This is a genomic window from Caulobacter sp. GW821-FHT12F03, assembly GCF_058806855.1.
Window position 1 is genome coordinate 581128 of the sequence record NZ_JBXAQC010000001.1, and the last position, 25937, is coordinate 607064.

General features: G+C 70.0%; 24 protein-coding genes. 11 read left to right on the forward strand and 13 right to left on the reverse strand.

What is annotated here, in order from left to right; all coding sequences use genetic code 11:
* Window position 1: 1 nt before the first annotated feature.
* From AC1RN0_RS02810 to AC1RN0_RS02820, 3 genes are all read right to left on the reverse strand, one after another.
* A complete protein-coding gene (locus tag AC1RN0_RS02810; RefSeq protein ID WP_492785904.1) occupies window positions 2–1018 on the reverse strand; it encodes an aldo/keto reductase in 1017 nt (338 codons plus the stop codon).
* Window positions 1019–1142: 124 nt separating this feature from the next.
* Window positions 1143–1781: an SOUL family heme-binding protein gene (locus AC1RN0_RS02815; RefSeq protein WP_492785905.1), complete on the reverse strand. Its 639-nt coding sequence runs from the start codon at window positions 1779–1781 to the stop codon at window positions 1143–1145.
* Between the two features lie 54 nt (window positions 1782–1835).
* On the reverse strand, window positions 1836–2870 hold the full coding sequence (locus tag AC1RN0_RS02820; RefSeq protein WP_492785906.1) for a serine hydrolase domain-containing protein: 1035 nt from the start codon (window positions 2868–2870) through the stop codon (window positions 1836–1838).
* A gap of 96 nt (window positions 2871–2966) precedes the next feature.
* On the opposite strand from AC1RN0_RS02820, the gene AC1RN0_RS02825 reads away from it, so the two are divergent.
* The 3 genes from AC1RN0_RS02825 to AC1RN0_RS02835 are packed head-to-tail and all read left to right on the forward strand — an operon-like array spanning window position 2967 to window position 4698.
* On the forward strand, window positions 2967–3329 hold the full coding sequence (locus AC1RN0_RS02825) for an energy transducer TonB (protein WP_492785907.1): 363 nt from the start codon (window positions 2967–2969) through the stop codon (window positions 3327–3329).
* Between the two features lie 9 nt (window positions 3330–3338).
* Window positions 3339–4019: an SDR family oxidoreductase gene (locus AC1RN0_RS02830; protein ID WP_492785908.1), complete on the forward strand. Its 681-nt coding sequence runs from the start codon at window positions 3339–3341 to the stop codon at window positions 4017–4019.
* A gap of 55 nt (window positions 4020–4074) precedes the next feature.
* Window positions 4075–4698 (forward strand): exopolysaccharide biosynthesis protein, encoded by a 624-nt coding sequence (locus AC1RN0_RS02835; protein WP_492785909.1) that lies wholly within the window; start codon window positions 4075–4077, stop codon window positions 4696–4698.
* A gap of 82 nt (window positions 4699–4780) precedes the next feature.
* On the opposite strand, the gene AC1RN0_RS02840 is transcribed toward AC1RN0_RS02835, so the two are convergent.
* Complete coding sequence (locus AC1RN0_RS02840; protein WP_492785910.1) at window positions 4781–6235, reverse strand: flavin-containing monooxygenase; 1455 nt, start codon at window positions 6233–6235, stop codon at window positions 4781–4783.
* A 198-nt stretch (window positions 6236–6433) separates the two neighbouring features.
* Between AC1RN0_RS02840 and AC1RN0_RS02845 the strand changes: the two genes are divergently transcribed.
* Window positions 6434–8467 carry an elongation factor G gene (locus AC1RN0_RS02845; protein WP_492785911.1) on the forward strand — a complete coding sequence of 678 codons (2034 nt, stop codon included), beginning with the start codon at window positions 6434–6436 and terminating at the stop codon, window positions 8465–8467.
* Here AC1RN0_RS02845 and AC1RN0_RS02850 read toward each other — a convergent pair.
* Window positions 8464–9171 carry a Crp/Fnr family transcriptional regulator gene (locus AC1RN0_RS02850; RefSeq protein WP_492785912.1) on the reverse strand — a complete coding sequence of 236 codons (708 nt, stop codon included), beginning with the start codon at window positions 9169–9171 and terminating at the stop codon, window positions 8464–8466. The genes AC1RN0_RS02845 and AC1RN0_RS02850 overlap by 4 nt on opposite strands.
* Window positions 9172–9413: 242 nt before the next feature.
* Here AC1RN0_RS02850 and AC1RN0_RS02855 point away from each other — a divergent pair, with 242 nt between their 5' ends.
* Window positions 9414–10460, forward strand: coding sequence for an aldo/keto reductase (locus tag AC1RN0_RS02855; RefSeq protein WP_492785913.1), 1047 nt, complete (start codon window positions 9414–9416; stop codon window positions 10458–10460).
* A gap of 53 nt (window positions 10461–10513) precedes the next feature.
* On the opposite strand, the gene AC1RN0_RS02860 is transcribed toward AC1RN0_RS02855, so the two are convergent.
* Entirely contained in the window at window positions 10514–11017 is a 504-nt protein-coding gene (locus tag AC1RN0_RS02860; protein ID WP_492785914.1) for a pyridoxamine 5'-phosphate oxidase family protein, read from the reverse strand.
* 158 nt (window positions 11018–11175) lie between these two features.
* Between AC1RN0_RS02860 and AC1RN0_RS02865 the strand changes: the two genes are divergently transcribed.
* Window positions 11176–13290 (forward strand): hybrid sensor histidine kinase/response regulator, encoded by a 2115-nt coding sequence (locus AC1RN0_RS02865; protein ID WP_492785915.1) that lies wholly within the window; start codon window positions 11176–11178, stop codon window positions 13288–13290.
* A 25-nt stretch (window positions 13291–13315) separates the two neighbouring features.
* On the opposite strand, the gene AC1RN0_RS02870 is transcribed toward AC1RN0_RS02865, so the two are convergent.
* From AC1RN0_RS02870 to AC1RN0_RS02885, 4 genes are all read right to left on the reverse strand, one after another.
* Window positions 13316–14152: an SDR family NAD(P)-dependent oxidoreductase gene (locus tag AC1RN0_RS02870; RefSeq protein WP_492785916.1), complete on the reverse strand. Its 837-nt coding sequence runs from the start codon at window positions 14150–14152 to the stop codon at window positions 13316–13318.
* Between the two features lie 3 nt (window positions 14153–14155).
* Complete coding sequence (locus AC1RN0_RS02875; protein WP_492785917.1) at window positions 14156–15292, reverse strand: acyl-CoA dehydrogenase family protein; 1137 nt, start codon at window positions 15290–15292, stop codon at window positions 14156–14158.
* Window positions 15293–15436: 144 nt separating this feature from the next.
* Complete coding sequence (locus AC1RN0_RS02880) at window positions 15437–16045, reverse strand: 2-hydroxychromene-2-carboxylate isomerase (protein WP_492785918.1); 609 nt, start codon at window positions 16043–16045, stop codon at window positions 15437–15439.
* Window positions 16045–17253 (reverse strand): acyl-CoA dehydrogenase family protein, encoded by a 1209-nt coding sequence (locus AC1RN0_RS02885; protein ID WP_492785919.1) that lies wholly within the window; start codon window positions 17251–17253, stop codon window positions 16045–16047. Before AC1RN0_RS02885 ends, AC1RN0_RS02880 begins: the two co-directional genes overlap by 1 nt.
* A gap of 158 nt (window positions 17254–17411) precedes the next feature.
* Here AC1RN0_RS02885 and AC1RN0_RS02890 point away from each other — a divergent pair, with 158 nt between their 5' ends.
* Window positions 17412–19064, forward strand: coding sequence for a phosphatidylglycerol lysyltransferase domain-containing protein (locus tag AC1RN0_RS02890; protein ID WP_492785920.1), 1653 nt, complete (start codon window positions 17412–17414; stop codon window positions 19062–19064).
* Here AC1RN0_RS02890 and AC1RN0_RS02895 read toward each other — a convergent pair.
* Entirely contained in the window at window positions 19061–19300 is a 240-nt protein-coding gene (locus AC1RN0_RS02895; protein WP_492785921.1) for a hypothetical protein, read from the reverse strand. The two genes, AC1RN0_RS02890 and AC1RN0_RS02895, sit on opposite strands and share 4 nt — an antisense overlap.
* Window positions 19301–19494: 194 nt before the next feature.
* Here AC1RN0_RS02895 and AC1RN0_RS02900 point away from each other — a divergent pair, with 194 nt between their 5' ends.
* From AC1RN0_RS02900 to AC1RN0_RS02915, 4 genes are all read left to right on the forward strand, one after another.
* Complete coding sequence (locus AC1RN0_RS02900) at window positions 19495–22410, forward strand: peptidoglycan-binding protein (RefSeq protein ID WP_492785922.1); 2916 nt, start codon at window positions 19495–19497, stop codon at window positions 22408–22410.
* Window positions 22411–22475: 65 nt separating this feature from the next.
* Entirely contained in the window at window positions 22476–23396 is a 921-nt protein-coding gene (locus AC1RN0_RS02905; protein WP_492785923.1) for a sulfite exporter TauE/SafE family protein, read from the forward strand.
* Complete coding sequence (locus tag AC1RN0_RS02910; RefSeq protein ID WP_492785924.1) at window positions 23396–24160, forward strand: TIGR02186 family protein; 765 nt, start codon at window positions 23396–23398, stop codon at window positions 24158–24160. The genes AC1RN0_RS02905 and AC1RN0_RS02910 overlap by 1 nt, the downstream gene beginning before the upstream one ends.
* A gap of 5 nt (window positions 24161–24165) precedes the next feature.
* Window positions 24166–24627: a DUF3429 domain-containing protein gene (locus tag AC1RN0_RS02915; RefSeq protein WP_492785925.1), complete on the forward strand. Its 462-nt coding sequence runs from the start codon at window positions 24166–24168 to the stop codon at window positions 24625–24627.
* 13 nt (window positions 24628–24640) lie between these two features.
* On the opposite strand, the gene AC1RN0_RS02920 is transcribed toward AC1RN0_RS02915, so the two are convergent.
* Window positions 24641–25105 (reverse strand): hypothetical protein, encoded by a 465-nt coding sequence (locus AC1RN0_RS02920; protein ID WP_492785926.1) that lies wholly within the window; start codon window positions 25103–25105, stop codon window positions 24641–24643.
* 85 nt (window positions 25106–25190) lie between these two features.
* On the reverse strand, window positions 25191–25910 hold the full coding sequence (gene pdeM / locus AC1RN0_RS02925; RefSeq protein ID WP_492785927.1) for a ligase-associated DNA damage response endonuclease PdeM: 720 nt from the start codon (window positions 25908–25910) through the stop codon (window positions 25191–25193).
* Window positions 25911–25937 lie beyond the last annotated feature (27 nt).

A 25937-nucleotide genomic window follows, 5' to 3' on the forward strand; every position in this document is an offset into this window, starting at 1 on the left:
CTCACCCCATAGGGTAGAGGATGTCCTTCGTCACGGCGTCGATGGCCTTCATCACCTCGTCGCTGAGCGTCAGGTCGGACGCGGCGAGGATGTCGGCCAGCTGGTTCTCGTGCGTCACGCCGACGATCGTCGAGGCGACGAACTTGTGCTGCTTGCTCCAGGCGGTGGCCAGGGTCACCGGCGCCATGCCGGCTTCGGCGGCGATGGCCATGAACCGTTCGGTCGAGGCCAGGGTCTTGTCGTTGACGAACCGCTTGGCCATGACCGCCTGCCGGCCGCCGATCTTGAGGTAGCTGGAGAAGCGCGCGCCGTCGGGCAGGCCGCCGTCGTTGTACTTGCCCGACAGCACGCCGCCGCCCAGCGGCGAATAGGGGATCAGGCTGACGCCTTCCTGCAGGCAGACCTGCGACAGGGCGTCCTCGAAGCGGCGGTTGTTCATCGAGAAATTGTTCTGGATCGTCTCGTAGCGGGCGAGGCCCTCGCTGGCGGAGACGCTGAGGCTCTTCATCAGGCCCCAGGCCGTCTCGTTGCTGCAGCCCAGCACCCGCACCTTGCCGGCCAGCACCAGATCGTCGAGCGCGCGCATGACCTCTTCATAGGGGCCGTCATGGTCGGGCCAGTGGGTCTGGTACAGGTCGATGTAGTCGGTCTGCAGACGCTTGAGGCTGCCCTCGACGGCGCGGACGATGTTGTGCCGGTCGAGCGCGGTCATGCCGGCGCGCTGGCTGCCCTTGATCCAGCCGTGGCTCGGACCGCAGACCTTGGTGGCGATGATCAGCTCGTCGCGGCGCTTGGTCTTCATCCAGCGGCCGACGATCTCCTCGCAGGTGCCGGCCCATTCCTCCTTCGGCGGCACCGGATAGTTCTCGGCGGTGTCGAAGAAGTTGATCCCGGCCTCGAGCGACTGGTCGAGGACCCGGTGGGCCATCGCCTCGTCGGCCTGGGAGCCGAAGGTCATCGTCCCCATGCAGATCTTGGAGACATAGATGGCGCTGCGGCCGAGGCGGTGATGCTGCATGGCGTGTGTCCGGAACGAGAGGGTCTGCGCGGTCGGAAACCGGCGGTCAGTGATCTCCTAGTCGGCTCCCCCGCCGGAAGCCAACCCCCGAAAATCTGTCAGCCTGCACCGGGGCGAAGCGAGTCTAGGGCGCCCGCGTCACCAGCACGGCGACTTCGTTGCGCCGTTGCGAGGGCAGCCGCCAGGGCGGGTCGTAGAACCAGGCCACGGGCTCGCCCGCCGGCCGCCAGTCCGTCCCGGCCAGCCGCCGCAGCAGCTCGGCCTTTCGGGCGTTGACGGCCCCGTCGCGGGTGCTGCCCGAAAACCGCAGCACGGCGAAGGTTTCGGGCTCCAGCGCCACCAGCCGCACCGACGGATCCTTCGGCGCCGGCAGGGTGTCGAGGCTGTACTGGCTGGGCATGATGAACTGGATGCGCCAGGCGTCCGCGCCGTCCGGCGTCTGGGCCACGGGCGCGGTCATGGCGATCTTCTCCGACGCCTGGGCCACCGGCGCGGTCATGGCGATCGAGGCGCGGGTGGTGTTGCCGCCGAAGATGTAGCCGGCCAGTCGCCGGAAACCGGCCGAGCGGGCCTGTTCGTCCCGACCGGCGACGGTGGTCTCGGCCGCGATGCGCGGGCCGTACTGGCGAATCTCGAGGCCTGCCGGCGAGTCCAGGAGGGAAAAGGCCGGTTCCTCGACCTTCTCCCGGGCGGCGGCGCCGGAGAACAGGCCGGTCAGGAAAGTCAGGGCGATCGCGGTCACCACGGGTTTCATGTCGCTCATCCGGCGCGCCGAACAGCCGGCGTCAGAGGCGATGTGGTCCGAACGGGCGGGTGATCAAGACGTTGCGGATCTCATCGCCTCGACCGCCCCGCCGATGAAGGCCTTCAGATTGTCCTTCAGCGGCATCGGCGTCGCGCCGTGGCGCACCAGCACGACGTCCAGATCCGGGACCAGCAGGGTGTACTGGCCGTCATAGCCGTTGGCCGAGAAGCTGCCCGGGCCGCCGAGACCCAGCCACCACTGCGCGCCGTACGGCTCGGCGTCGTCATGGATCGCGGTGGTGCGGGTGCGGGCGTAGTCGACCCAGCCGTCCGGCAGGATGCGCCGATCCTCCCAGACTCCGTCGCGCAGATAGAGCAGGCCGAACCGCGCGAAATCCCGCGCCGTGCAGAAGCAGAAGGACGAGCCGATGAAGGTGCCGGCCTCGTCGAACTTGGGGACCGGGCTGGTCATCCCCAGCGGTTCGAACAGTCGCGCCCGCATGAAGGCCTCGAAGTCGGGCCCGTAGGCATTCAGCGCCCGCGACAGGGCCCGGCTGATGATGTTGGTCGTGCCGCTGGAGTAGGCCATGTAGCGGTCCGGCGCGTAGAGCAGCGGCATGTTGGCGGCGAAGGCGGCGACGTCCTTCTGGCCCTCGCCGAACAGCATCGGGATCACGTCGGACGGCGCGTCAGGCCCGTATTCCTCGGTGAACTTCAGCCCGCTCGACATGCGCAGCAGCTGGTCCAGGGTGATCGCCCCGCGCGGATCGCCTTCGCCGCGCCATTCGGGCACGTCGGCCGGGGCGTGGATGTCGATCCGTCCGTCGCCGACCAGCAGTCCGGTCAGGGCCTGGGTGATGCTCTTGGCCTTGGACCAGCTGGGGTGGGTGTTGTCCGCCGTCAGCCCGTCGCCGTAGCGCTCGTAGATGATCTTTCCGCCCTGGACGACCAGCAGGGCGTCGGTGCGGCCGAGCGTGTCCACGCTGTCGGCGGCGAAGGCGCTGTCGAGATGGGCGGCGGCCGGGCCGGCCAGGCGCTCGCCCTCGGGCCATTGTTGGGTCGGCCAGGGCGTGCCGGCGGGCTGGGCGGGGAGGGGGATCAGGGTCATGGCCGCAGCTTCCCGCGCGCGAGCCGACTTGTCACCACCGGGCGATTGATCTTTACCGGAAGAACGGGCGCGACGACCCGTGGCGAGGCGAACGGCATGGCGCGGTCGGCGGCGATCCTTGGAGCGATGGTTCTGCTGGCCGGCGGCGCGGCCGCGGCGGCCGAACCGACGCCGATCCAGGGCGCGGTCGGAGTCTGCATGCGCTTCGGGCCGGACCCCGGGCGCGCCGTCGACGTGGTCGTGGTCCATCCGTCCGGCAATCCGGTGCTCGACGCGAACATCCCCGACACGATCCGCCAGCTGTCCTGGCCGCTGACCATGAAGCCGAAGGAAGAGGGCGCCTGGGTCGGCATCTGGATGACCGTCGACGGCGCCGACATGCCCCAGGGGCCGCTGCCGGACTGCGCGACGGCCGACAGCCTGCTGCCCAATCCGCAGATGCAAACCCGTCCGACCTAGGATCCGGCCATGACCTCGAAGACCTATGCGATCACCGGCGGCTTCGGCGTGCTCGGCCAGGCGGTGGCCCGCGCGGTGCTGGCGAGCGGGGGCCGCGCCGCGCTGATCGACTTCGCGCCGGCAGGCCGTGGTCTGCCCGAGGGCGTCACCGTCGTCGGCGGTGTCGACCTCTCCGACGAGGGCCAGGCGAAGGCGGCCATGGACAAGGCCGCCGACGTGCTCGGCGGGCTGGACGTGCTGGTCAACGTCGCGGGCGGCTTCACCTGGCAGACCCTGGCGGACGGCGACCTCGCCGCCTGGAGCCGGATGTTCACGCTCAACACCCTGACCTGCGCCAGCGCCTGCAAGGCGGCCCTGCCGCACCTGCTGGCCGCCCGGGCCGGGCGGATCGTCAGCGTCGGCGCGGGCGGGGCGGTCAAGGCGGCGGCGGGCATGGGCGCCTACGCGGCCTCCAAGGCCGGCGTGCATCGCCTGACCGAGAGTCTGGCCGAGGAACTGAAGGGGCGTGTGACGGTCAACGCCGTGCTGCCCTCGATCATCGACACCCCGACCAATCGCGCCGACATGCCCGATGCCGACTTCGGCGCCTGGGTCACGCCCGATGAGGTGGCCCAGGCGATCCTGTGGCTGGCCTCCGACGCGGCCAGCGGCGTGACCGGCGCCCTGCTGCCGGTGTCGGGCCGCGTCTGATACTCATTTTCGTGGACGTGACCGGCGACCGGGAACGCGCTAAGCCCTGACTCTGATGTCCGAGTCCGAACACGCCCCCCGTATTTCCGAAATCCTCGACGGTCTCGCCGCCTCGCGCCGCAAGACCATCGCGGTGCAGGACGTGCTCGAGGCGTTCGGCGACCGGGCGTTCGGGGCGCTGATGTTCGTCTTCGCCGCCCCGGCGGCCCTGCCGATGCCGCCCGGCGTCTCGGCCATTCTCGGCGCGCCGCTGCTGTTCATCACCGCCCAGTTGATGGTCGGCCGTCGCACGCTCTGGCTGCCGCGCATCATCGCCGACCGGCACATGAAGCTGACCGACTTCGTCTCGCTGATGGAGAAGGTCGCGCCCTACCTGACCTGGCTGGAGCGGCGGCTGCGGCCACGCCTGACCTTCCTCTACAATCCGTGGAGCGACCGGCTGATCGGCGCGGTCTGCCTGGCGCTGGCGATCATCATCATCCTGCCGATCCCGTTCACCCACATGGCCCCGGCCCTGGCGCTGGCGGCCTTCGGACTGGGCGTGGCGGAAAAGGACGGCGTGCTCGGCCTCGTCGGCGGCCTGCTGACAGCGCTGGGCCTGCTGGTGCTGGCTGTGCTGTCCAAGGCGATCATCGCCGCGGTCACGGCGTTCGTCGTGACGCTGTGGCACCTGTTCTAGGGATTAGGGGCTAGTGTAGCGCGAATCTGGCCGCCACTCCGCTCCGACCAATCCCTGGCCTCTAATCCCTGGCCCCTCCGCCTTAGGCCACCTCATAATCCGCCAGCACCGGCGTCTTCATCAGCCGCCGATAGGTCGCGGTGTCGCCGCCCCAGTTGTTGGTGATCTTGCCGGACGCGGTCTTGTACCAGCTGGAGCAGGACCCGGCCCAGGCGGTCTTGGTCAGATCGTGCTGTAGTTCAGCGTTGAACTTCCTGAATGCCTCGTCCTTCACCGACATGGCCTTCGCGCCGCGTCGCTTCAGTGCCTTCATCGCCTCGACGAGATAGCCGACCTGGGACTCGATCATCACGATGATCGAGTTGTGCCCGAGATTGGTGTTCGGCCCGTACAGCATGAACAGGTTGGGGAAGCCCGCGACGGTGACGCCGAGATAGGCTTCCGCCCCGTCCTTCCAGGCGTCGTTGAGGGTCTTGCCGCCCGCGCCGACGATCTCGACCGGCGAGATGAAGTCGGTGGTCACGAAGCCGGTGCCGTAGATCAACACGTCGCAGGCGTGCTCGGCGCCGTCGGCGGTCTTCACGCCGTTCGCCGTCACCGCCTGCACCGCCTCGGTGACCAGCTCGACATTCGGCCGCATCAGCGCCTGGTAATAGTCGTCGGAGATCAGCACCCGCTTGCAGCCGATCGGATAGTCAGGCGTCAACTTGGCCTTGAGCACCGGATCGGTGACCACCTGGTCGAGGTACTTCAGCGCCAGCGCCTTGAAGGCCTCGGCAGACTTCGTGCCCTGTTTGAAGGCGTTGAAGCGCAGATCCATCATCTGCCAGATGAACCAGCGATTGAGCCGGTCGATGGCCGGGACGGTGCGGTACAGCCACTTCTCGAAGGCGCTGAACGGCTTGTCGAGCCGGGGCACGACATAGTTGGGCGTGCGCTGGAACACGATCACCTTGCCGGCCGTCTTGGCGATCTCGGGGATGTACTGGATGGCGCTGGCCCCGGCCCCGATGCAGCCGACGGTCTTGCCCGCCAGGTCGATGTCGTGCCGCCAGCCGGCCGAGTGCCAGCTGTCGCCGCTGAAGGTCTCGCGGCCCGGGATGCCGGCGTAACCCGGCTTGTTAAGCTGGCCGAGGCCGGACACCAGCACCGGCGCCGACAGCGTCTCGCCGCCCTTGACGGTGACGGTCCACAGGCCGGCGGCGTCATCCCAGACGGCCTTCTCGACCTCGGTGTTGAAGCGGAACAGGTCCATCACCCCGAACTGTTTCGCCACCCGCTCCATGTAGTCGCGGATCTCGGCCTGGGGCGAGAAGGCCCGGCTCCAGTCGGGATTCAGGGCGAAGGACAGCGAATAGAGCCGCGAGGGCACGTCGCAGCAGGCGCCGGGATAGGTGTTCTCGCGCCAGGTGCCGCCGATCCGGTCGGCCTTCTCCAGCACCACGATCCGGCCGAAGCCCGCTTCCTTGAGCTTGATCGCCGCGGTCAGGCCGCCGAAGCCGGCGCCCATGACGATCGCGTCCAGTTGACTGGCCATGTCGCAGCTATCCTCCGTCGTTGGCGAAGTATCACCCAGGGTCGCGGGACGGGAAAGCCTGACGCAGGGTTACTTGCGCTTGCCCTCGGCGCGCGCCGGGTGTTCGATCAGCCCGTGGGGCCCGGGTCTCGCGCCCCCATAACCGGAAACGACGCGGCGAGGCCGCGCGTCTCGCCGCCGTAAGGTGGGAGAACGCGTATGTCCTCAAGGAAATCGGGCGCGGTTCGGGCGATCGGTCTGGTCGGCCCGAACGGCGCCGGTAAAACGACCCTCTTCGAAGCCCTGCTGCACGCCGCCGGGGCCACGGACCGCCAGGGCGTGGTCGGGCAGCCCGGCGCCGTCGGCGACGCTTCGCCTGAGGCGAAACAGGCCGGTCAGTCGGTCGAGATGAACCTCGCCGGCTTCAGCTATCTCGGCGACCGCTACGCGCTGATCGACTGGCCGGGCTCGGTCGAGCACCGCGCAGAATGCGACCACGGGCTGGCTGCGCTGGACCTGGCGATCGTGGTCATCGACCCCGATCCGGACAAGGCGGTGCTGATCCAGCCCTGGCTCAAGGCGCTGGAGGCTCTGAACGTGCCGCGCGCCTTTTTCGTCAACAAGATCGACCAGGCCCGCGGCCACGTCGACGACCTGCTCAAGGCCCTGCAGCCGGTCAGCGCCATCCCGCTGGTCGCGCGCCAGCTGCCGATCTGGAAGGACGAGCATGTCGCCGGCTTCATCGATCTGGCCCTCGAACGGGCCTTCGTCTACCGCGCCGGCAAAGCCTCGGAGCAGGTCGAAATCCCGGCCGGGCTGATCGACGAGGAGGCCTCCGCCCGCTTCCACATGCTGGAGCAGATGGCCGACTTCGACGACGCCCTGATGGAGATGCTGCTGGCTGACGAGACCCCGCCGCCCGACACCATCTTCGCCGACCTGATCGCCGAGACCCGCGCCGGCCAGATCGCCCCGGTGTTCTTCGGCGCGGCGCTGCAGGGCAACGGCGTGCGACGCCTGCTCAAGGCCCTGCGCCATGACGCGCCGGGGCCGGAATCGGCGGCCGGGCGGCTGGGCCTGACGGGCGCGGGGGCCTACGTCCTCAAGACGTCACACGCCGGACAGGCTGGCAAGCTGGCCTATGCCCGGGTGTTGGGCGGCCCGCTGCAGGACGGGGCCGAGTTCACCCTGCCGAACGGCGACCGGGCTCGCGTGAGCGGGCTGTTCAGCGTCCAGGGCCAGGCGACGAAGAAGATCGCCTCGGCCGAGACCGGCGATGTCGTCGCCCTGGGCAAGCTGGAGGGCGCCCATGCGGGCGACCTGCTGTCGTCCGGCAAGACGCCGCAGACGGCGAAGGTGGCGCCCGCGCCGCGCGCGCCGGTGTTCGAACTGGCCATCGCCACCCGCGACCGCAAGGATGACGTGCGGCTGTCCGGCGCGCTGCAGAAGCTGCTCGAGGAGGACCCCGGTCTGCGGCTGACCCAGGACGCGGCGCTGCACGAGATGCGTCTCGGCGGCCAGGGCGAGGGCCACCTGCGCATCGCGCTCGACCGGTTGAAGCGCCGCTACCAGGTCGAGGTCGTCAGCCACACCCCGGCGACGCCCTACCGCGAGACGATCCGCAAGGCGGTCACCCAGCGCGGCCGGCACAAGAAGCAGTCCGGCGGCCATGGCCAGTTCGGCGACACCCTGCTGGAGATCCGGCCGCTGGCGCGCGGCGAGGGCTTCCGCTTTGACGACCGGATCACCGGGGGCGTGGTGCCCAAACAGTGGATCCCCGCCGTCGAGCAGGGGGTGCGCGACGCCCTGGAGCGCGGCCCGCTGGGCTTCCCGGTGGTCGACGTGGCGGTGACCCTGATCGACGGCTCGTTCCATGCCGTCGACTCCTCGGAAATGGCCTTCCGCACGGCGGGCCGCATCGGCATGCAGGAGGGGCTGGCCCAGGCCGGGTCGATCCTGCTGGAGCCGATCGAGAAGCTGGTCATCCACGCCCCGAATGCGGCCACGGCCCGCATCAGCTCGTCGATCGCCAACCGGCGCGGGCGCATGCTGGGCTTCGACGCCCGCCCGGGCTGGCCGGGCTGGGACAGCATCGAGGTCTACATGCCGCATGACGAGCGGCAGGACTTCATCCTCGACCTGCGGTCCATGACCCAGGGCCTGGGCACATTCGAGGCCGTCTACGATCACATGGTCGAACTGAACGGCCGCAAGGCGGAGGAGGTCAGCCAGAAGGCCCGGGCGGCCGCCTAGGCGACGACGCGACGGGCCGGGTCGGGCAGCAGACGCTCGTAGTTCTGCCGCACCGTACCGTAGCATTCGCAGGCCGCGGCCTCGAGCCCGGCCCGGTCCAGGATGTCGACGATGCCGCGGCGATAGCGGATCAGTCCGCGGGTCTGCAGCGCCCCGGCGATGGCCGTGACGGTGGTCCGCTGGACGCCGAGCATGTCGGCGAGGAACTCCTGCGTCAGGCTGACGGTGTCGCTGTCGATGCGGTCGCGGCAGGTCAGCAGCCAGCGGCAGAACCGCGCCTCGACGCTGTGCAGGGCGTTGCACGCCACCGACTGGATGGCGTGGCCGAACAGCGCTTCATTGTGCCGGTCAATCAGGGTCATCAGCGCGGGAGAGCGCCGGCAGGCCTCGGCCAGCGCCGTCGCCGACATCCGCGAGGCCCGGCCCGGAACCTGGACGATGGCGCGGGACATCGCCTCGCGCGGCGCCATGGCGGCCTGCAGGCCGAACGCGCCTTCGCGGCCGATGGTGGCGGACTCTATGGCCGAACCGCTCTCCATCAGGGTCATCAGCGAGATGACGCAGTCATGGGGGAAGTATATCGTCTCGATCGGATCGCCCGGGTCGCAAATCAGGCGACCCTTGTCCATCTCGATGAGGGTCAGCTGCGGCGAGACAAGCGCGAAGTCGGCAGGCGACAGGGAGGCGAGCAGGCGATTTTTCAAGGGCAACGGACTCGTCATGCAAATCAAACGCCGTTCTCCAGCGGCGGTTGCAGGCTATAGGCCGTTGCAGCCAAGCACTGTCGCTTAGCCGACATAATCCAGACAGAGTTTTTCTGAAGGCTAATTGACCGAGTATTTCTGAATAACGACAGTGTTTGACCTTCGTTTTTACCCTGTGTCGGGAAGTCGACACACCGATCTGATCCTGAAAACAGGCTCACGCAAGAACTCAGAGGTTTGTCATGAAATACAGGCAGTTGGGGCGGACGGGCCTCTATGTGTCGGAGATCTGTCTGGGGACGATGACCTTCGCCGCCGAGGCCACGGGCATGTGGGGCGCGATCGGCGCGGTCGATCAGCAGGGCGTCGACGCCATGATCGGCCGGGCGCTGGCCAGCGGGGTCAACTTCATCGACACCGCCGACGTCTACTCGGCCGGCCAGTCGGAACAGATGGTCGGCGCGGCGCTGCGCAACCTCGGGGTCAAGCGCAGTGATGTGGTCATCGCCACCAAGTGCTTCGGCGAGATGGGGCCCGGCCCCAACGACAAGGGCGCCTCGCGCGGCCATATCATGGACGCGGTGCGGGCCAGCCTTGACCGGATGCAGCTCGACTACATCGACCTCTACCAGATCCACGCCAACGACCCGGTGACGCCGGTCGAGGAAACGCTGCGGGCGCTCGACGACCTCGTCAGCCAGGGGCTGGTGCGCTACGTCGGCTGCTCCAACTGGCCGGCCTGGAAGATGATGAAGGCGCACGGCATCGCCGACGCCCGCGGCTACGCCCGCTTCGAAACCGTCCAGGCCTACTATTCCATCGCCGGCCGCGATCTCGAGCGCGAGGTCGTCCCGATGCTGCAGGACCAGGGAATGGGGCTGATGGTCTGGTCGCCGATGGCCGGCGGCCTGCTGTCCGGCAAGTTCACCCGCGAGGGGGCCGGACCCAACGGCGCCCGCCGGGTTAGCTTCGACTTCCCGCCGGTCAACCGCGACCGCGCCTGGGACTGCATTGACGCAATGAAGCTGATCGCCGACGCCCGCGGCGTCTCCGTCGCCCGCATCGCCCTGGCCTACGTGCTGGCCAAGCCGTTCGTCACCACGGTGATCATCGGGGCAAGGACCGTCGAGCAGCTCGACGACAACCTGGCCGCCGCCGAGATCGCGCTGACGGCCGAGGAGATGGCCGCGCTTGACGCCGCCTCGAAGCTGCCGCCCGAGTACCCGGGCTGGATGCTCGAGCGCCAGGGCGGCCGCCGCGCGCCCGAACCGTTTGTGAAAAAGGGCTAGGCCGGGGACAGGTCAAACGGTCCCTCGGGACGGCCCGACCTGTCCGGCGCGCCTCAGTTCAGGTTCAGCCGCCGCGTGCCGCCCACATCGGGCGTCTCGCCCGTGGCGTTGGCCTTGGCGATCTCGAACGCGAACTTGATCGGGCCGCCTTCGCTGATCCAGACCTGGGCGTCGCTGGCGTCGAGGCAGAGCAGGGTCAGGAGCGGATCGGCCTTGCCCTCCGGGTACCAGGCCGCGACGACCGGGTTCCAGTACTTCTCGATCCGCGCCGGATCGTGCTGCAGCGTCAGCTCGCCGCCGACGCAGGCGTGAAACTTCTGGCCGTCCTGCACGATCATCATCGCGCCCTTGCCCTCCTGGATCGACCGGGCGAGGTCGGTGTCGGAGCGGGTGAAGAACCAGATCTGGCCCGTCTCGGGTTCGGCGAAGGCGGTCATCGGCTGGAAGTGCTGCATGGGGTGGGTGTGCGCCCCCAGCATGACGGTGTGACCGTGCTTGCTGATCTCGCGCCAGAGGCGCTTCTCGACCTCGGCGCGGTCGTTGATGTCGGTGGACATGGGCTGCTCCCTTACTGAATGAGCAAGGAGAACCCCGGGCGGGGAGGGCGGTTCCGGTCCTCGGGCCCGAAACGGGTAAACCGGGACGGAGCCATTCCGGGCCTAGGATCGGGCCTGACGTCGACGCCAGGGGGGCGCTCGGGCGTCGCGGAGCGCCCATGGTCGGGAAATCGACGAGGCAGGCCAGGCGACAGGATCGCGGAAGTCGCGCCGGCGCGGCGGCGATCATCGCCGCCGCCGGCCTTGCCATCGTGGCGCTCGTCGGCGGCCTGAGCGCCGCGGCCAACAGCATCGATGGCCTGTCGGCCCGCCACGAGGAACAGCTCGTCGAGAACGGCCTGAAGCTCAAGGACAGCGCGCTGCGCAGCTGCATCAGTCCCAACACCGTTTGGGACGATGCGATCGCCCATCTCGACAACCGCTTCGACGCCGCCTGGGCCGACACCAACATCGGCCAGTACCTGACGACGAGCTGCAGCGTCGCCCAGGTCTATGTTCTCGACGCCGACGGCCGGGCTCTGGCGGGATGGCGCGACGCCAGGCCGGCCCGGGCCCGCATCCCGAAGGAGCTTCAGCCCGCGGTCGCCCAGCTGGTCGCCAAGATCAGGGCGCGCGAGGCGCGGCGCGGCGCCTTTTCACCGGGCGCGAAGAGCGGCTCGATGATCGCCCGGGCGATCGACGAGACGACGAAGGTCGCCACGGAATCGGGACCGCTGGTCGTCTCGGCCAGCCTCATCCAGCCCGACTTCGGCACGGCGCTGCCCGCCGGCCCGCGCGCGCCGGTGGTCGTCACGGTGCAGGCCATCGACGGCGTCTTCCTGGACTGGCTCGGCAGCCACTTCCTGCTCGACAACCTGCATGTCGAGCGCGTGCCGTTCGGCAAGCCCGAGCCGAAGGAGGCGCAAGTCTTCCTGCTTGATGACGCGGGCGCGCAGGTCGCCCGGATCGACTGGGACTATCGCCAGCCGGCCCGTGACCTGGTCTGGGTCGTGGCGCCGCCGGCCGGCCTGCTGCTGATGTTCCTGCTGATCGCGCCGGCGCTGACCATTCTGCACGACCGTCGCCAGCGCCGCCGGCTCAAGGCGGCGATGGTCGCGGCCAACGCGGCGTCGGAATCCAAGTCCCGCTTCATCGCCAACATGAGCCACGAGATCCGCACGCCGATGAACGGCGTGATCGGGGTGCTGCACCTGCTGCGCCGCCGGGGACTGGACGCCGAAAGCCGGCAACTCGTGGAAGAGGCCCTGGCCAGCGGCGCGCTCCTGCAGGGGCTGCTCAACGATGTCCTCGACCTGTCCCGGATCGAGTCAGGGAACTTCGAGCTGGACCCGGAGCCGACCGACCCGGAGGCGCTGCTGCGGGAGGTGGTCGGCCTTTTCGCCACCCAGGCCCGGGAAAAGGGCATCGCGCTCCGGGCCGCGTTCGAGGGGCCGCCCGGTACGCTTCTGGTGGACGGCCTGAGGCTGCGTCAGCTGTGCCTGAATCTGATCGGCAACGCCGTGAAGTTCACCGCGAGCGGACATGTCAGCGTCCGCTGCATCCTGTCCGAACCCGACCCGTCCGGCCGGCAGGCCCTGCGGGTCGAGGTGGAGGATACCGGCATCGGAATCCCGGCCGCCGCCCAGCCGCAGATGTTCCGGCGCTTCAGCCAGGCCGACGGCTCGATCGTGCGCGAGTTCGGCGGCTCCGGGCTCGGGCTGTCGATCTGCGCCACCCTGATCGACCTGATGGGCGGCCGGATCGGCTTCACCAGCGTCGAGGGGCAGGGATCGACCTTCTGGTTCGAGGTGCGGGCTCTCCGGGTAGAAGCCGTGCCGACCGACACGTCCTCCGCGCGGGCGGAGCCGGACGACGACCAGGCGGCCGGCCTGCGCATCCTTGTGGTCGACGACAATCCGACCAACCAGAAGGTCGCCCGCATGCTGCTGGAGGCGGTCGGCGCCGAGGTCGAGACGGCCGCGAACGGCGCCGAGGGTCTCGATGTCGCGCAGGCCGCGCCCTTCGACCTGATCCTGATGGACATCCAGATGCCGGTGATGGACGGCGTGACGGCGACGCGCCAGCTCCGCGCGCTCGGCGGTTCCCTGGGCCGCATCCCGATCATCGGCCTGACCGCCAACGTGCTGCCCAGCCAGAAGCGCGACTATCTGGCGGCCGGCATGGACGACGTGGCCGAAAAGCCGATCAATCCGGCGCGACTGATCGAGCAGATCGAACTGGCCCTGCAGAAGGAACAGGTCGCCGCGCCCGAACGGGACGCGCTTCGGGCGTGAGTCCTGACCGTCCCGACGGGGACGCCTAGACCGCGTACCGGTCCCGGAACGCCGCCATGGCCGCGCCGGCCTCGCGGGTGTAGTCGCCCAGCACCTCGGCCTCGTCGGGGCCGTTGGTGAAGATGAAGAAGGCGTCGCTCTCCACCTGGTCGGCGATACGCTCGCCGGCGGTGGCGGCGGGCAGGCCGTGGGCCATCGGATGCGGCCCCTCGACCACGCGCGGGCGGGCCCCGCCGAAGGTCTCGTGGCGGTTACGGAACGCGTTCCAGATGTCGCTCTGCACGACGCCGGGGCAGATCACTCCGGCCGACAGGCTGGTGCCCTCGAAGTCGCGGCGCATGCACAGGGAATAGCCCATCACCGCGTGCTTGGCGGCGGTGTAGGGGGCGACGACGCCCCCGCGCTTCGACTCCGGCAGGCCCAGGGCATGCTCCGAGGCGGTGTTGATGATCCGGCCCGGCAGGCCGCTTTCGAGCATGCGCGGGGCGAAGGTCTTCACCCCCAGATAGACGCCGCGGATATTGACCGAGAACACCCAGTCCCAGATCCGCTCCGGCGTCTCATGGACGGTCGAGCCCCCGCCGACGCCGGCGTTGTTGAACAGCAGCTGCGGAGCCTGGTCCCAGTGGCCGAAGGCCACGTCGGCCGTGGCGTCCCAGCTGGCCTGGTCGATCACGTCGAGATAGCAGCTGGTCGCCTCCAGGCCCTGGGCCCGCAAGGTCTCGGCCGCCGCCAGGGCCCGCTCGGCCTCGATGTCGGCCAGCACCACCTTCGCGCCGCGCTTCGCCAGCGCCTGGGCGATGCCGAAGCCGATGCCCGAGGCCCCGCCGGTGATGACGGCGACGGCGCCGCTGACGTTCATCGCCTAGAAGCCCAGCACGCGGGCGTAGCGGTCGCGGTGATAGCTTGCGCCGCCGAACAGTTGCTCGGCCACGCGGGCGCGCTTGAGATAGAGGCCCGCGTCATGCACGTCGGTCATGCCGATACCGCCGTGCATCTGGACCATCTCGTTGGTCACCAGATGGGCCAGGTCGCTGGCCTTGGCCTTGGCCAGCGAGGCGGCGGCGCGGTTGTCGCTCGCCCCGGCGTCGATCTGCTCCAGCGCCGCTTCCACGCAGGAGCGGGTGGTTTCCAGGTCGGTGAACATCTTCGCCGCCCGGTGCTGCAGGCTCTGGAAGGTGCCGATGACCTGGCCGAACTGGGTGCGGGTCTTCAGGTAGTCCAGCGTGATCTCGAAGGCCTGCAGGGCGCTGCCGAGCATCTCGGCGGCGAGACCGGCGCGGGCGCGGTCGAGCACCGGCTCCAGCACGGCCCAGCCCTTGCCGGCTTCGCCCAGCACCGCGTCGGCGCCGACCTTGACGCCGTCGAAGATCAGCTCGGCCGCGCCGCGGCTGTCGGCCAGGGCCAGATGCTTGCGCGTCAGACCCGCCGCGCCGCCTTCGACGAGGAACAGGGTGATGCCGTCCGTCTCGCCCGGCTTGCCGCCGGTGCGTGCCGCCACGACGATCAGGTCGGCGGCGTCGCCGTCGAGCACGAAGGTCTTCTTGCCGGTGAGGACGTAGCCGTCGCCGGCCTTGTCGGCCTTCAGGGCGATCATCTCCGGCGCGTGGTGCGCCTTCTCGTCGACGGCCAGGGTGGCGACGATCTCGCCGGCGGCGATCTTCGGCAGCCAGGCGGCCTTCTGCGCGTCCGTGCCGGCCAGGGTCAGGGCTGACGCGCCGATCAGAGCGGTGGACAGGAGCGGGGAGGCGACCAGGGTCCGGCCGGTCTCTTCGAGGATCAGGCCGAGGCCCAGGTAGCCGAAGTTCGAGCCGTCATAGTCTTCCGGAACGATGACCCCGGCCCAGCCCATCTGGCCCATCTCGGCCCAGGCGGCGGGGTCGAAACTCCGGTGCGAGCCGCCGTCGCGCAGCGCGCGCAGCTTCGTCACCGGCGACGACTCCTGCGTCCAGCTCTTGGCCGCGTCGCGCAGCATGGTCTGTTCTTCGTTCAGGACGGCCATTTGGTGTTTCCTACCGGTCGTTGACGTTGTGCGTGCTTCGACACGCGGCCGGTGGCCGCTGCTCAGCATGACTAAAGAGGGGGATGGCAAAATCGATGTCATCCTGAGCAGGCCGCGTCAGCGGCCGTGTCGAAGGACGCAGGCTCATGCCGACGCCTTCTCATGATGGACCGCCCAGGCGAGCGCCTGTTCCAGACGGTCGTTGCCCCAGAAGAGCTCGCCGTCGGCGGTGATGAAACTGGGTGAGCCGAAGACCCCGCGGGCCCGGGCCTGGGAGACGTGCTCCTTCAGCCGCGCCTTGACGGCGTCGGATCCGGCCGCCTCGAGCACGGCCTCGGGCGCGCCGCCGACCTCCTCGATCAGCGGGGCCAGCACGGCGGGGCTGGAGATGTCGAGGTCGGCGACGAAGTTGGCCTCATAGACCTTGCGGCTGAAGTCGGGCGTCCAGCCGTCGTCCAGCCCGGCGATGGCCACGCGGGCCGCCAGCAGGCTGTTGCGCGGGAACTGGGAGGGATGGTTCAACGGTAAACCTTCCTCGGCGCAGACCCGCTCCATGTCGCGCCACATGTACTGGCCCTTGACCGGGAAGGCGTTGAACGGACTGTCGGTCAGGCCCTGCTGGGCATGGAACAGCGGCCCGAGCAGGAACGGCCGCCATTCGACCCGCACGCCCGCCGCCTCGGCCATCCGCTCCACGCGCATGGCCGCCGGGTAGGAGTAGGTCGAGGCGAACTCGTACCAGAACTCGATCATCACTGATGGTCCAGCAGACCGAGCACCCGCTTGGCGACGACATTGAGATTGATCTCGCTGGTGCCGCCCTCGATCGAGTTGGCCTTGGCCCGGAGCATCGAGCGCATGGCGCCGATTTCCTCGGTCGAGAACTGTTCGCCTTCCCAGCCCAGGCCCTGCAGGCCGAGCGCCTCGACGGTCAGCTCGGTGCGCTCCTGGTTCAGCTTGGCGGCCGCGTACTTGATGATCGAGGTGGCGGCGCTCGGGCCCTTGCTGGCCTTGGCCTCCTGCTCGGCGCGGCGGATGGTCAGGGCGAAGGCCGCCGCGTCCATCTTGTGCGCGCTGATCCGGTTGCGCAGGTCACCGTCGGCGATGCGGCCCTCGGCGTCGAGGCCGACATGTTCCTTGGCGGCCTCGACCACGTCGATGCCCGCGCCGCCGCCGAAGCCGCCGGCGGAGATGTTCTGGCGCTCATACTGCAGCAGGCGCTTGGCGATTTCCCAGCCGCCGTTGAGCTTGCCGACCAGCTGGTCCTTGGGGACCTTCACGTCGGTGAAGAAGGTCTCGCAGAACGGCGAGTAGCCGCTGATCAGCTTGATCGGGCGGGTCTCGACGCCCTCGGTGGTCATGTCGAACAGCACGAAGCTGATGCCCTCGTGCTTCTTGCTGGTGTCGGTGCGCACCAGGCAGAAGATCCAGTCGGCCTGGTCGGCGTAGCTGGTCCAGACCTTCTGGCCGTTGATCAGGAAGTGGTCGCCCTTGTCCTCGCAGCGGGTCTGCAGGCCGGCGAGGTCGGAGCCGGCGCCCGGCTCGGAATAGCCCTGGCACCAGCGGATCTCGCCCTTGACGATGCCGGGCAGGAACTTCTGCTTCTGCTCCTCGGTGGCGTACTCCAGCAGCACCGGGCCGAGCATCCAAATGCCGAAGCTCATCAGGGCCGGGCGGGCCTTGATGCGCCGCAGTTCCGACTCGAGCACCTTGTTCTGCTCGCGGCTCAGGCCGCCGCCGCCGTATTCCTTCGGCCACATCGGCGCGGTCCAGCCCTTGGCCGCCATGCGGTCGAGCCAGAGCTTGGCGTCCTTGTTCTTCGGATTGAACCGGCGGCCGCCCCAGGGCGCCTCGGTCTCGTCGTCCATGGGCGCGTTCAGCGACGGCGGATAGTTGGCCGCCAGCCAGTCGCGGACCTCCGCGCGGAACGCCTCAAGTTCGCCGCCGCCAAAGTCAGCCATGGCAATGTCCCTCGTCTTGCTGTTTGGCGGCAACTTAACGCGCGTCGCGTTCGGGGCAAGCCGGTTCAAACGGGCGTTCGACTCTTCGGCCATCATGTCGCGCGCGAACCGTCGCGGGGCGCGCTATATCAGGCGCCGTGACGGGCGTTGGGAATCGCATGCGACTTTATGGCGAACTGAAGCCGGCCCTTCTGGCGGCGGCCCCGACCCTGGCGGCCATCGCGGCGGCGGCGTCCGGCCTGATGCTGCTGGCCTCGGGGGCCACGCCGTCGGACCCCTCGCGTCTCGTCGAGCTGCTCAAGGTCACGCCGACGGTGCTGATCGAGATCAGCCACTTCCTGTCGTCGATTCTCGGCCTGGTGCTGATCCTGCTGGCGTTCGGCCTGCGCTCGCGGCTCGACGCGGCCTGGATGGCCAGTCTCGTCGTGCTGCTGGCCGCCGCCTTCCTCGCCCCGTTCAAGGGCTTCAACTGGGAAGAGGCGGCGGTGCTGATCGCCTGCTTCCTCGTCATCCTGCCGCTGCACAACGCCTTCCCCCGCGCCGCCGGCCTGTCGCGGATGGAGGTGACGCCGGGCTGGCTGGTTTCGGCCGCCGCGGCCGTCGGCGGCGCCGCGCTGCTGGGCTGGTGGTCGTTCGCCCACGCCGATTACGCCGGCCAGCCGGTCTGGCGCGTGATGGCCGACCAGGACTTGACCCGCGCCATCCGCTCGTCGGGCGGCGCGGCCCTGGCCCTGCTGCTGTTCGGCGTCTGGCGCATGTTCGCCATGCCGGCGACGCCGCCGGTGGCCGGCGACGACGACCCCGACTTCCATCGCGTGCGGGCCATCCTGAAGAACGCCGAATGGGCCCAGCCGGACTCCAACCTGGCGCTGCTCGGCGACAAGCGCTTCCTGTTCTCTCCGTCCGGCGAGACCTTCCTGATGTTCGGCGTGCGGGGCCGCTCCTGGATCGCCATGGACGGTCCGGTCGGCCGGGCCTGCGAGCGCATGGAGCTGCTGTGGCGGTTCCGTGAGCTGGCCGACGCCCACGCGGCCCGGCCGGCGCTCTACGGCATCGGCCCGGAGGACCTGCCCGACGCCGTCGAGCTGGGCTTCTCGATCCAGAAGATCGGCGAGGCGGCGGCCGTGCCGCTTGACGGCTTCTCCCTCGCGGGCCGCCGTCGCGAGGTCCTGCGGCGCAACTGGCGCAAGGCCGGCGAGAGCGGCGCGACCTTCGAGGTCATCCCGCCCGACGGCGTTCCGGACCTGCTGGACGAGCTGAAGGTCATCTCGGACGACTGGCTGGCTGCGCATTCCGGCGGCGAGAAGTCGTTCTCGCTCGGCGGCTTCGTGCCGCGCTACGTGGCCGAGTTCCCGGTGGCGATCGTGCGGTCGGCCGGCCGGATCGTCGCCTTCGCCACCCTCTGGCCGACGGCCTCGCACAAGGCCCTGTCGATGGACCTGATGCGCTACAACGACCTGGCCCCCAAGAACATCATGGACTTCCTGTTCGTCGAGCTGTTCGAGTGGGGCCGCGCCCAGGGCTACCAGGCGTTCGACTTCGGCGCCGCGCCGCTGGCCGGACTCGAGGATCGCCCGCTGGCTCCGATCATGTCGCGCGTCGGCCGGCTGCTGTTCGAGCGGGGCGAGGAAATCTACAATTTCCGCGGCGTGCGGCGGTACAAGGACAAGTACGACCCGCTCTGGCAGCCGCGCTACATCGCCTCGCCGCACAAGTGGCAGATCCCGATGCTGCTGGCCGACGTCGGCCTGCTGTCCTCGGGCGGCATGGCCGGCTTGACCCGCCGGTCAAAGAAGACGGGCGAAGCCTAGCGGTCCTGCCGAAGCCCGAACAGGCTGGCGAGGTGCACCAGCAGCACCAGCACCACGGCGGCCGAGGTGACCATGATCATCCGCCAGGGCATCATGCGCGGGCCCTTGACCAGATTCGGTGGCAGACCGCCGCGCCAGCCGCTGAAGGCGGTCAGGCCGACGAACAGGGCGGCGGCGGCGAGGGTGGCGGTGACGTCCATCCGGGCCCAGATGGCGGCCGCGAGCGCCCGGCGCAAGCTTCGTCCACAGCTATTCTCACGAGCCACTAGATTTAGCGTTAACCGCTCGTTTACACACAATCTCTTGCTGGTTAGCGTTCTCTATGAGTGCCGGAGACACGATTCGAATGACGTCGGGGGCGCCCTGGAGCGTAAAGGGTATCGACCCTAAGGCGCGGGAGATCGCAAAGGATCTCGCGCGCCGCTCAGGCATGACGCTCGGCGAGTGGCTCAACCGCATGATCGTCGAGGGTGACGCCGCGACTCCTTCGGAAATCGTCGAGGAATACGGCATCGAACCGGGCCCCGCCTTCGAGCCGCCGCCCGAGCCGATCATCGTCGGATCGCCGCGTCCGGGCGGCCCCGGCCGCTATGAGGTTGCCGGCCATCCGGCGGACGAAGTCAGCCGCGTCGCCGACGCCATCGAACGCCTGACCGCCCGCATCGAGGCCGCCGAGCAGCGCTCGACCCTCGCCATCACCGGCATCGACCAGTCGGTTCGCGGCGCCCTGTCGCGGCTGGAGACGGCCGAACGCGAGCAGGTGGCCGTGGCGGCCCGGTTCGAGGGCGCGGTCGACGAACTCAACACCCGTTACGGCGGCGTCGGCGAGCGCCTGCGCCGCATGGAGCTGGAATCCACCGGTCCCCGCTCGGCCGAGGCCCTGCGCGCCATCGAGGGCATGCTCGGCAAGGTCGCCGGCCAGCTTTACGAGGGCGAAGCCCGCACCCGCGAGACCCTGGCCGCCATCGAGGCGCGCCTGTCGACCGTCGAGAGCGCGCCCGCCGTCGCCGCGCCGGCCGTCGATCCGGCGGAACTGGCCGAGGCTGTCGTGGCCCGGGTCGAGGAAGCCGAGACCCGCACGACCGACGCCCTGCGCGATCTGGGCGCCTCGTTCATCGCGCTCGATCGCCGTCTCAAGACAGTTGAAAGCGGCGCCGGCGACGGCGCCCGGCTGCAGACCCTGGCGGCCGAGCTGACGCGCAAGATGGAGGCGACCCGCACGGAACTGGCCGAGAGCCTGCGGACGGCCTCGGAAGGCCGGTTCGACCGCATGGAGCGCAAGCTGTCGGAGATGGCCTCGCACATCCAGACGGCGGAGACCCGGTCGGCCCAGGCCATCGAGCGAATGGGGCGGGAGGTGGTCAGCATGGCCGACAGTCTGAGCCGCAGGGTGCAGACCGTGGAGAACCACGGCGCCGACGCGATCGAGCAGATCGGCGGCGAAGTGGCGCGCATCGCCACCGTGGTCGAACAGAAGCTCAATCGCGCCGACGGCGTCCAGGCCCAGGCGCTGGAGAAGCTGGGCGGCGAGATCGCCCGCATCACCGAACGGCTCGCCGAGCGCATCGCCAATTCCGAGCGTCGCGGCGCCCTGGCCATCGACGAGGTCGGCGAACAGGTGGCCCGCGTCACCGAACGCATCAACCAGCGCCAGGAACGCGCGTCGGCCGACTTGGCCGAGCGCATCCGCCAGAGCGAGGAACGCACGGCCCGTCTGCTCGACGAGGCGCGCGAGAAGATCGACCAGAGTCTCAACGCCTCGCATCGGCGGCTGTCGGAACAGGTCGCCCAGGGCCCGATCGCCGCGATCGCCCAGGCCACGCCGCTGCAACGCCGGCCGGAGGCGCCGCGCGCGCCGTTCGGCGATCCGTTCGCGGCCGAACCCTTCCCCGAGCCTGGCCGCACGATCCCGGAGGACGCCTTCGCGCCCCAGGCCCTCGTCCGCCCGGAACCGGCGCCGCCGCTGGTCGAGCCCGAGCCGTTCCCGGCGGCCGAGCGCGGTCCGCCGGCCTTCTCCGAGGAAGACTACGCGGCGGCCGACGGTTTCGCGCCGATCACCGAGGACGTCGAGATTCCGGACGCGCCGGTGATTCCCGATCAGCCGGAGATTTCGCCGTTCGATGTCGAGGCCGCCTCGCGACCCCGGTCGACGCGGGAAGTGCTGGAGCAGGCGCGTAGCGCCGCGCGCATGGCCAACTCGCCCGAGGCCCGCCCGGCCGCGACCGAGAAGCGCGGCCTGTTCGGCTCGGCCGCGAAGAAGCCCAAGCGCCGGGCTGGCTCCTCCCTGCAGTCGGCGGTCGTTCTGGCCGCCGGCGCGGCGACGGTCGGCCTGCTGAGCGCAGGCGGCGTCATGCTCTACGGCGGCAAGGGCGAAGGCTCGATGACCCGCCGCGTGGCCGAGGCGATCCAGATTCGCCGCGCCGACGCCAAGGGCGAGATCAAGACGGCGGAAGCCGACACCACACCGGTCCTGCCGGGTCCGCGGGCCGCCGTGGCCATCGCGCCGCAGGGCGTGGGGCCGGCGACGGCGGGCGATCCGGCGCTGGCCGGCGCCGCCGCGACGCCCGTCGTTCCCCCAGTCGAAAGCCCCGCTTCGCTCTACGCCGACGCGGTGCGCCGCATCGAGGCGCGCGACCTGACCGGCGTGGCCACGCTCAAGCGCGCCGCCAACCTCGGCTACGCCCAGGCCCAGTTCTATCTCGCCAAGCTGTACGAGAACGGCGAAGGCGGGCTGCGCAAGGATCCGGTCGAGGCCCGTCGCTGGACCGAGCGCGCGGCCCAGGGCGGCGACCGCAAGGCCATGCACAACCTCGGCCTCTACTATTTCGAGGGGCAGGGCGGGACCAAGAACACCACCACCGCCGCGCAGTGGTTCCGCAAGGCCGCCGACATGGGCCTGTCCGACAGCCAGTACAACCTCGGCCGGCTCTACGAGGAAGGGTACGGCGTCAGCCAGAACGGCGCCGAAGCCTACAAATGGTACCTGATCGCGGCCCGGGCCGGCGACACCGAGGCCCGCGCCAGCGCGGCCCGCGTCGCCCGCGACCTGTCGCCGGAGGCGCGCAGCGCCGCGGAGCGCTCGGCCCAGGGCTTCCGCGCCGCCGGCCCCGCCGCCGCCCCGACCGCCCAGGCGCCGGGCCAGGCCGCTGTCGCGGGGGCGCCCTCCGACATCACCTCGGCCCAGCGCGCCCTGACGACGCTGGGCTACTACCGCGGGCCGCTGGACGGCGTGCCGTCGCAGGGGCTCAAGGGCGCCATCGCCGCCTTCCAGCGCGACCAGGCCCTGCCGCCGACCGGCGCGCTGGATTCCACGACCATGCTGAAGCTGTCGACCTACGCCCGGTGATGCCCGGCCGTCGCGCCGCGCGGGTTTCAGGTTTCGCCGGGTGGATTGAGGGGCAAGGGTAGGCCGTGGACCTCTACCTTCCCATCGCCGAGATGTCGGTCAACGCGCCGCTGCTGATCGCGCTGGGGGCTGTGGTCGGTTTCATCTCCGGCCTGTTCGGCATCGGCGGCGGCTTCCTGATGACGCCGGTCCTGGTCTTCATGGGCATTCCCCCGGCCGTCGCCGTGGCCAGCCTGTCCAACCATGTCGCCGCCTCGTCCTTTTCCAGCGTCGCCGCCTACAGCCGGCGGCGGATGGTCGACTTCCGCATGGGCGGCGTGCTTGCCGCCGGCGGCGTGGTCGGGGCGTTCATCGGGGTCGAGGCGTTTCGCCTGCTGCGCCTGCTCGGCCAGGCCGACCTGGTCGTGTCGGTGTCCTACCTGCTGTTTCTCGGCGTCATCGGCGCCCTGATGCTGTGGGAGTCGCTTGGCGCGGTGCTGCGCCGTCGCCGGGGCGAGAGCCCGCCGCCGCGCCGCGACCGCCGGCCGATCCTGCTCTACGCCCTGCCGTGGAAGATGCGCTTCCCGCGCTCTAGGCTCTACATCAGCGTCATCCCGCCGATCCTGCTGGGCCTGTTCGTCGGCGTGCTGTCGGCCATCATGGGCGTCGGCGGCGGCTTCATCCTCGTGCCGGCGATGGTCTATCTGCTGCGCATGCCGGCCAACGTCGTGGTCGGCACCAGCCTGTTCCAGATCGTCATCACCACCGTGCTGACCAGCATCCTGCAGGCCGGCCGCAACCAGACGGTCGACGTGGTGCTGGCCACGCTGCTGCTGGTCGGCGGGGTGCTCGGCGCCCAGCTCGGCGCCCGGGCCTCGGCCCGGTTCCGGGCGGAGGAGCTGCGCGCCCTGCTGGCCCTGGTCGTGCTGCTGGTCGGCCTACGCATGGGCCTTGGCCTGTTCATCCGGCCCGATGATCCTTTCGTGCTCGTGGCGGGGGTCGGATAGTGCCGGTCGCCGCGCCGCCGCCGGAGCCGCCCGCCAGGGTCGCCGCGACCCTGACCGAGACGGACGTGCGCGTCACCTCGGGCTTCCGCGGCGCGCGGATCTCGCTCTATGGCGCGGTGTTCGACCCGTCGGGCCGCCCGAGCGACGTGGTGGTGGTGGTGCGTGGTCCGACGCAGACGGTGCGCATCGCCCGCAAGCTGCGCGTCGGCGGCGTCTGGGTGAACAGCCGGCCGGTGGTGTTCGAGGGCGCGCCGGGATTCTATCGCGCCGCCTCGACCCGGCCGCTCGGCGACATCGCCCGCTTCGGTCAGCTGCGCAAGCTGGGCCTGGGCCTCGACCATCTGGCCATCGCCGCGCCGGCCGAGCGCCGCATCGAGACCCGCTACGGCGTGCGCGACATGGTCGTCAGCAGCCTCGGCGCCGACTACTACGCCTGGCGCGGGGCGGTGGTCCGGCTCAAGCAGGCGTCGGGCCTCTACAGCGCCGACGCCGATGGCGTGACGTTCGTCGACAGGGGCCTGTTCCGCGCCCGCGTCGACCTGCCGGCCGAGGCGCCGATCGGTCAGTACACGGCGCGGGTGATCCTGTTCCAGGATGGCCGGCCGGTTTCGGACCGCACCCTGCCGCTCAGGGTCGAGAAGGTCGGCCTGGAGCGCGCGCTTTACCTCTTCGCGCATCGGCGTCCGTGGTCGTATGGTCTGGTTTCGGCGCTGATAGCTCTTGGCGCCGGCTGGGCGGCCTCGCGGGCGTTTCGCAGGAGTTGAGGGGGATGAGGCAGACGAGCGCGCGGGTGCCCGCGTCGGCATGGACGCTCGGGCTGATCAGCCTGGCGCCGTTCTATGTGACCTCGGCCATCTACTGCTACGGGCCTCACCGGTTCGGACCGATCGCCCTGCTTGCGCTCGGAACCTGGTCGGCGGCCATGCTCGCCTATCTGGGCGGCGTCCGGGCCGGCCTGGAGCTGGGTACGGACCGCCCGCCGCACTGGTGGAGCATGGCGCTGTCGCTGCTGACCCCGTTCGCCGGGTTCGGCCTGCTCTACGGGGCGCTGGCCCACCGCTTCGACGCGGTCTGGGAAGTGTCGGGTTTCCTCGTGGCCTTCCTGCTGGTCTGGCTGTGGGACGTGCGCGACATCGAGGGGCCGGCCTGGCGTCCGCGCTACCGCACCCTGATCACCGCCGGCGCCGCGATCGCCCTGGCCTTCGCGCTCGAACAGGCGATGAGCATGTGACCCCGCCCGGCGCTCAGGCGCCGGTCTGTTCGGCCAGCAGTTCCTTCAGATGATCCAGCCGTTCGGTGATGATCGGCATGAAGACGTTGATCCGCTTGCCGCCCCGCGCGCGGATCACGGCGTAGGGCTGCCGGCTGAAGCCCCACGGCAGCAGCTTCTGTTCCACGCTCTCGACGTCCTTCACCGGCAGGGAGGCGTACCATCGCGCCAGATAGACCAGCCGGTCGCCATCGACCCACAGCGCCGGCCGGCCGCGCGACCGCGACCGGAAGAAGATCAGCACGTCGGCCACGGCGTTGCGCAGCACGAACAGCACGATTCCCAGCACCACCAGGTTCAGCACCAGCGACCCCTGGCCGCGCAGCAGCTGCGACAGGCCGACGAACCCCGCCAGTCCCGCGACCAGATCGAAGATCGCGCCTCGCAGGATGAACGGTCCCGCGCGCGGCGGGCTGATGGTGGCGATCAGATGGATCATGACGGTCTCTCGCGCGGCCTGGCCGCGCTGCTCTGATCAGACATTCGCGACATCTGTTCAATGGCCGATGCAGGGTGACGCGCGATCAGTCGCCGACCAGGGACATCCACCCGATGGCGTGGACCCTGTCCGCGCCGAGCGCCGCCGCCAGGGGCGGGCTGGCGAACATGCCCGCGAAGGCCGCGTCCTTGACGTTCAGCCCGCCCGCATAGGCCCCGAAAGCCGGCAGGATGATCCGCGTCCCGTCGGTCAGGAAGCAGCGCCGCCGCACGCGGCCGCCGCGTCCGGCGATCTTCGCCGCGGGGTGGAGGTGGCCGGACGCCTCGCCGGGCTGCGGACCCGCCTGGGGCTCGTGTCGCAGCCGCAGGGCGCCCAGTGACATCTCGTCGATGATCTCGCCGGGCAAGGCGCGGGGGCCGTCGGCGTCATGGTTGCCGACCACCCAGACCAGCCGCCGTCCCTCGGCCAGCGCCGCCAGCCGCAGGGCGTCGGCCCGGTCCAGCCGGTCCTCGGCCGCGCCGTCATGGAAGCTGTCGCCGAGGAAGATCAGCAGGTCGGGCGCGGTGGCCGCCACCTCCCGCTCCAGCCGGTCGAGCGTCTCGCGCGTGTCATAGGGCGGCAACAGCTGGCCGCGCCGGGCATAGGCCGAGCCCTTCTCGAAATGCAGGTCGGCGACAATCAGGGCCCGGTGATCGGGCGCCCACAGCGCGCCGGACGCCCGCAGCACGCCGGCCTCGCCGTTGATGGCGATCGCCAGCCCGCCGCAGGGGGAGGCGGAGAAGCTGTAGCGTGCGTCCTTCGACACGGGCGCTGTCGCGCCCTGCTCAGGATG